Annotated in this window: 7 protein-coding genes; all 7 read left to right on the top strand. The window is 67.8% G+C overall.

The annotated features are described in order from the left end of the window. Positions 1-256, top strand: a 256-nt coding sequence (locus AC1D12_RS25810; RefSeq protein ID WP_477843779.1) for a hypothetical protein, incomplete at its 5' end; no start/stop codon positions are given. Positions 257-359: 103 nt separating this feature from the next. Next, on the top strand, positions 360-1,211 hold the full coding sequence (locus tag AC1D12_RS25805) for an ABC transporter ATP-binding protein (protein WP_477843777.1): 852 nt from the start codon (positions 360-362) through the stop codon (positions 1,209-1,211). Further along, positions 1,208-1,990, top strand: a complete 783-nt coding sequence (gene mlaE / locus AC1D12_RS25800; protein ID WP_047500292.1) for a lipid asymmetry maintenance ABC transporter permease subunit MlaE — start codon at positions 1,208-1,210, stop codon at positions 1,988-1,990. Before AC1D12_RS25805 ends, mlaE begins: the two co-directional genes overlap by 4 nt. Before the next feature lie 14 nt (positions 1,991-2,004). Beyond that, positions 2,005-2,508 carry an outer membrane lipid asymmetry maintenance protein MlaD gene (mlaD, locus tag AC1D12_RS25795; protein ID WP_047501040.1) on the top strand — a complete coding sequence of 168 codons (504 nt, stop codon included), beginning with the start codon at positions 2,005-2,007 and terminating at the stop codon, positions 2,506-2,508. Further along, entirely contained in the window at positions 2,505-3,326 is an 822-nt protein-coding gene (locus tag AC1D12_RS25790; protein WP_477828759.1) for an MlaA family lipoprotein, read from the top strand. Before mlaD ends, AC1D12_RS25790 begins: the two co-directional genes overlap by 4 nt. 147 nt (positions 3,327-3,473) lie before the next feature. After that, positions 3,474-4,094, top strand: coding sequence for an MlaC/ttg2D family ABC transporter substrate-binding protein (locus AC1D12_RS25785; RefSeq protein WP_465110971.1), 621 nt, complete (start codon positions 3,474-3,476; stop codon positions 4,092-4,094). A gap of 7 nt (positions 4,095-4,101) precedes the next feature. Then, positions 4,102-4,386, top strand: coding sequence for an STAS domain-containing protein (locus AC1D12_RS25780; protein ID WP_047500299.1), 285 nt, complete (start codon positions 4,102-4,104; stop codon positions 4,384-4,386). Positions 4,387-4,434 lie beyond the last annotated feature (48 nt).

Below are 4,434 nucleotides of genomic sequence, written 5' to 3'. Positions count from 1 at the left end.
GGGCTGGAACGTGGTGTTCCAGGCCATCGATCCCGGGGCAGAGGCCGATACCGTGGCCACGGTCGAGCTGGAGGTGTCGGCCCAGGGGCTGATCCGGCACTGGCGCATCGTCGAGTCGAACGCGCCGCTGGAAGCGACCACGGCCCTGCTGCTCGGCCTCGAAACGACCACCATGCTGCCGGCCGTGCGCGACGGGGAGCCCGTGGATGCCATCGTCCGGTACGAATTGCGATTCCTGAGGGTTCCGTCCAATTGACGACGCATTCGGATACGGTTCGTCGCCGGTGGGCCGGCGCGAGGATCATCTATCATCCGCTTCCACGGGCATCGCTCACGCGGCCTGATCCTACGACCAGCGCATGTCCACCATCCCCTTGTCTCCCCCTGCGAACCCCGGCGGCACCCTGATCGAACTGCGCGACGTCACCTGTGGCTACGGCGACCGGGTGATCCTCGAGAACGTCAACCTCAGCGTGCCGCGCGGCAAGGTGCTCGCGCTGATGGGCACCTCGGGTGGCGGCAAGACCACGGTGCTGCGCCTGATCGGGCGCCAACTGCAGCCGATGAAGGGCCAGGTGCTGTTCGACGGTGTCGACATCGCCACCCTCGATGCGCAGGGCCTGCACGCGATGCGCCGGCGCATGGGCATGCTGTTCCAGTTCGGCGCGTTGTTCACCGACCTGTCGGTGTTCGACAACGTCGCGTTCCCGTTGCGCGAGCACACCAACCTCGGCGAGGCGATGATCCGCGACCTGGTGCTGATGAAGCTCAACGCGGTCGGCCTGCGCGGTGCGCGCGACCTGCTGCCGTCGCAGGTGTCGGGCGGCATGGCCCGCCGTGTCGCGCTGGCGCGGGCCATCGCGCTCGACCCCGACCTGATCATGTACGACGAACCCTTCGCCGGGCTCGACCCGATCTCGATGAGCGTCGCCGCGACGCTGATCAAGGACCTGAACCACGCGCTGGGCGTCACCAGCATCGTCGTGTCGCACGACGTGGCCGAGACCTTCCTGATCGCCGACCACATCGTCTTCGTCGCCAACGGCAAGATCGCGGCGCAGGGCTCGCCGGCCGAGATGCGTGCGAGCGACGACCCGCTGGTGCAGCAGTTCGTCAACGCGCAGACCGACGGGCCGGTGCGCTTCCACTACCCGGCCGTGTCGGTCGAGGAAGATTTCGGCGCAGGTTCCGGCGCAGGAGCAGCCCGATGAGCTGGTACAACCCCGCCGACATCGGCTTCTCGGTGCGCAGCAAGCTCGCCGGCATCGGCGATGCGGCGCGCCTGTTCTTCCGGCTGGCCGGCCTCGGCAGCGCGAGCTTCGGCCGCCCGCGCCTCGTCAGCGACCAGGTGTTCTTCCTCGGCAACCACTCGCTGTCGATCATCACGGTGTCGGGCCTGTTCGTCGGCTTCGTGCTCGCGCTGCAGGGCTACTACACGCTGCAGCGCTACGGCTCGGCCGAGGCGGTGGGCCTGCTGGTGGCGCTGTCGCTGGTGCGCGAACTCGGCCCGGTCGTCACCGCGCTGCTGTTCGCCGGCCGTGCCGGCACCTCGCTGACGGCCGAGATCGGCCTGATGAAGGCCGGCGAGCAGCTCGCCGCGATGGAGATGATGGCGGTCGATCCGGTCAAGCGCGTGCTGGCGCCGCGCTTCTGGGGCGGCGTGATCGCGATGCCATTCCTGGCGGCGGTGTTCAGCGCGGTCGGCATCATCGGCGGCTGGCTGGTCGCGGTGCCGCTGATCGGCATCGACGCCGGCTCGTTCTGGTCGCAGATGCAGGGCGGCGTCGACGTCTGGGCCGATGTCGGCAACGGCGTGATCAAGAGCCTCGTCTTCGGTTTCACCGTCACCTTCATCGCGCTGCTGCAGGGCTACAACTGCAAGCCGACGCCTGAAGGCGTGTCCGCCGCCACCACGCGCACCGTCGTGATGGCTTCGCTTGCAACGCTGGGGCTCGATTTCGTGCTCACGGCCATGATGTTCTCGATTTGAAGAAAGAGGCGACGATGCAGAAATCTCGTCACGATGTGTGGGTGGGCCTGTTCGTGCTGATCGGCGCGGCAGCGGTGTTGTTCCTCGCGTTGAAGGCCGGCAACCTGCTGAGCCTGAACTTCGACGAGACCTACCAGGTGATCACCAAGTTCGACAACATCGGCGGACTGAAGCCGCGCGCGGCCGTCAAGAGCGCCGGCGTGGTGGTCGGCCGCGTCGAGTCGATCGGCTTCGACGACAAGAGCTACCAGGCGCGCGTCGTGCTGCAGCTGCAGAAGAAGTTCGCGTTCCCGAAGGACAGCTCGGCGAAGATCCTCACGTCCGGCCTGCTCGGCGAGCAGTACATCGGGCTGGAGGCGGGTGCCGAGGAGAAGAACCTGGCGGCCGGCGACGTGATCAGCCAGACCCAGTCGGCGGTGGTGCTCGAGAACCTGATCAGCCAGTTCCTGTACAGCAAGGCGGCCGATTCCGGCGCCCCTGCGGCTGCGGCGGCACCCGCCAGCGGAGCRAAGAAGTGAACCTGCGCCCGGCCCTGCGCCTGGCTTTTGCCGGCCTCGCGCTGGCGTGGCTCGCGCTGCTCACCGGCTGCGCGACGACCGCGCCCGGGCCCGACGGCAGGCCGGTGCAGCGCGTCGACCCGTGGGAGAGCTGGAACCGCAAGGTCTACAACTTCAACGACGCGCTCGACACCGCGGTGCTGAAGCCGGTCGCCACCACCTACCGCGATGTCGTGCCGCAACCGACGCGCCGCGGCATCAGCAACATCTTCGGCAACGTGTCGGACCTGTGGTCGGCGTTCAACAACGTGCTGCAGGGCAAGGTCAACGACGGCATGCAGGACGTGATGCGCGTGACCACCAACACGATCTTCGGCCTTGGCGGCTTCTTCGATGTCGCCACCGAGATGGGCCTGGACCGGCACAACGAAGACCTCGGGCAGACACTGGGGCGGTGGGGCATGGGTTCAGGGCCGTACGTGGTGTGGCCGTTCTTCGGGCCGTCGACGCTGCGGGATTCGTTCGCGCTGCCGGTCGACCGCTCGGTGTCGCCGGCGCTGGCCTTCAACGACAGCCTGGCGCGCTATGCGGTGGTCGGTGTCGGCTTCGTCAACGAGCGCGCCGCGCTGCTCGGCGCAACCGGCATGCTCGACGACATCGCGCTCGACAAGTACACCTTCATCCGCGATGCCTACCTGCAGCGCCGGCGCAGCCTCGTCTACGACGGCGAGGTGCCGGAGTCGAAGGACGAACGCTACGACCAGGACGAGGCACCGGCGTCGGCCCCTGCCGCGGCACCGGCCCCGGCGGCAGCGCCCGCGTCGGCGCCGAAACCATGAACTTCACCTGCCGGAAACGATCCGGCGGCCAACCGGCAGAGACCTGCGGCCGTTGAGGTCATGTGCCGGGCCGCAGCGCAGACGCAGCGAACTCCAGATACCGTGCCCGCTCCAAGCTGCGAGGCTCTTCCCAGAAAGGAACCACAGATGCTCATCCCACAATTCGTCAGATGGATCTCCGCCGCCACGATCGCCGTGGCCAGTGCCGCTGCGTTCGCGCAGCAGGCGCCCGACCAGCTCGTGAAGCAGGTGTCCTCCGAGGTGCTCGATGCGGCCAAGGCCGACAAGTCGATCCAGGCCGGTGACGTACAGAAGGTGTCGGCGCTGGTCGAGGCCAAGGTGATGCCGCACGTCAACTTCCAGCGCATGACGGCCTCGGCGGTCGGCCGCTACTGGCGCCAGGCCACGCCCGAGCAGCAGAAGAAGCTGCAGGACGAGTTCAAGACGCTGCTGGTGCGCACGTATTCCGGTGCGCTCGCGCAGGTGCGCGACCAGACCGTGCAGCTGAAGCCGATGCGTTCGTCGCCCGAAGACACCGAGGTGATCGTGCGCACCGAGATCCGCGGCAAGGGCGACCCGATCCAGCTCGACTACCGCCTTGAGAAGGCAGCAGACGGCTGGAAGATCTACGACGTCAACGTGCTTGGTGTCTGGCTGGTCGAGAACTACCGCAACAGCTTCGCGCAGGAGATCGGTGCCGGCGGCATCGACGGCCTGATCGCCAAGCTGATCGAGCGCAACAAGTCGGCTGCCGGCGGCAAGAGCTGAGGTCCGCATGCTGCTGCTGCCCGCCACGGTGACCACGCGCGAGGCCCGCGACACGCAGCGCATGCTGTCGCAGGCCTTGCAGCAGGAAGTGAAGACGCAGTCCGAGCCCACCGTGACGGTGGATGCCTCGGGCCTGGCGCAGTTCGATTCGGCGGCGCTCGCGGTGCTGCTGGAGTGCCAGCGGCTGGCGACGGCGTTTGGCAAGGGATTTGCCGTGCGCAATGCACCGGTGAAGCTGGCTGAGCTGGCTCGGCTGTACGGTGTGGATGGGCTGTTGCTGAAGGCGTCTTGAGCTTGTCGCGGTGCGGCGCGTCGCGTCGCGGCGGGTGAGGGGCTGGGC

The organism is Rhizobacter sp. P1_G5 (genome assembly GCF_056405435.1).
This window is presented reverse-complemented; position numbering and strand designations above follow the sequence as displayed.

Bases quoted from the DNA above. Each gene is read 5' to 3' on its own strand.
- AC1D12_RS25805 (WP_477843777.1), top strand. From the start codon at position 360: ATGTCCACCATCCCCTTGTCTCCCCCTGCGAACCCCGGCGGCACCCTG.
- mlaE (WP_047500292.1), top strand. From the start codon at position 1,208: ATGAGCTGGTACAACCCCGCCGACATCGGCTTCTCGGTGCGCAGCAAG.
- AC1D12_RS25785 (WP_465110971.1), top strand. From the start codon at position 3,474: ATGCTCATCCCACAATTCGTCAGATGGATCTCCGCCGCCACGATCGCC.
- AC1D12_RS25780 (WP_047500299.1), top strand. From the start codon at position 4,102: ATGCTGCTGCTGCCCGCCACGGTGACCACGCGCGAGGCCCGCGACACG.